Origin of the sequence: Bacteroides sp. 519 (genome assembly GCF_010500955.1) — a bacterium.
In the GTDB taxonomy this organism is placed as follows: domain Bacteria; phylum Bacteroidota; class Bacteroidia; order Bacteroidales; family Bacteroidaceae; genus Bacteroides.
Genome location: NZ_QVMJ01000065.1, coordinates 1 through 1532 on the forward strand (window position 1 = coordinate 1; position 1532 = coordinate 1532).

At 34.5% G+C, this 1532-nt stretch carries 1 protein-coding gene; it reads right to left on the bottom strand.

Annotation, left to right across the window (positions count from 1 at the left end; translation table 11 throughout):
• Window positions 1-92 precede the first annotated feature (92 nt).
• Complete coding sequence (locus D0T85_RS21905) at window positions 93-1448, bottom strand: IS4 family transposase (RefSeq protein WP_163215657.1); 1356 nt, start codon at window positions 1446-1448, stop codon at window positions 93-95.
• Window positions 1449-1532: the final 84 nt, after the last annotated feature.

The following is a 1532-nucleotide window of genomic DNA, read 5'->3' on the forward strand; positions in this document are numbered from 1 at the left end:
GCCCAGTCATGTTCGGAAGATTTGTATATTTCCCTTTATTGCTTATTTGGGGTTATCCAAATTTTATCCTTTCAGAACTATCGTTTTCTTTTTTACGGATCCGGTAGTTCAGTTTTCTTTAAATCCCCTCCACTTTGTATAACAGCAATAGCCAAAACCAAACTTTCCAGTTCTATTCCCATTCTCCTAATAGCGGTTTTATACCCTATTTCATTTTCTTTTTTATATATCATCACTAACATGGCAGTAATCAAAGTCATATATAATATTACCTCCATGCCATTTTCATTCAGAGAAATGAAATGACTAAAATTAAGTTCTTGCTTTAGAAATCGGAAAAACACTTCAATATCCCACCTACGTCTATACATGTCAGCTATATCATTGGTAGTTATATCCAACATGTTAGTTATCAATGTAATTGCTTCTCGTCCATCTGTAGGAATAAAACGTATGATACGAAATTCTTCTTCTACTAAAACACTATTATGAGACTCTTTTCCATTGCGGGAGATGGTTGAAACTTTTTTATAAAGTTTCACTATCATATCCTTTTCCAATATACCGGATTTAAATTCCTCCTGGCAAAGAGGTAATTCCTTTATAGATTTCAATTTGCGATTATCCTGTAAGCGTCCCACAAAATGCAGGCCGGGGGTATTGCTCATTTCTTTAAAGGCTTCCGCAGAAGACTGTCCACGATCGAATATATACACATTAGCATGGTTGGGTGTTTTCTTAAAATGACTCATAATGTTTTCAGGCAAGGCCAATGTCTCTGAGTTATAGGCTTCTTGAGCATAAATAGAAGAGAAAGTAGCGAACATCCCATCGAAATTAAGAGTATATTTAATCATTTTTTGCTTAGCATATTGGTTCCCAAAAGTCAGACCTTGCCGTAGCTTATTACATGATTCTTTGACCAGTGTGCTATCTACACGTTGCAAGCATTTATTTGCTATTTCTTTTTTTGTATATAAAGAAGAGAATCTTTGGTAAATACACTCATAACTTTGTCTGAAAAAATCAATATCAATACACGAAAGCCTCTCAGATATAGAACTATGAGACAGTGTCTTTTTACCATGAAAATTAAATAATGTACGAAATAAAGGAGACGAAAAAGCATCGGAAAGACCTCGTTGGCTAAGGCGATCAACCCGCAGTAGTCCATAAAGCAGCAAATAAAACATTAATTTACCATTAAGGACTTTAGTACAATAGTCTACTTTGGTGTCTTTGCTTATACGAACTAATGCCTCATCAGGTATCTGCCGAATGATTTCTGGTAAGCTTATATTATGGTTAAATAATCGCATGAAAAATAGAATTTGTTCGCTGCAAAGATAAAAGTAAGGAATAGCATCTAAGTAACTTAAAAACAAAAAGTTATCAACAGGCAAACCAATTTTCAGTGGATAAACCACATTGTTTTTAACAATAGACACACTGATTCTTTTTTATTTACATTATTGCAGGCAGTGGGAAAATAGAAAGAAATCTTCCGAACATGACTGGGCATCGCCTGGGGT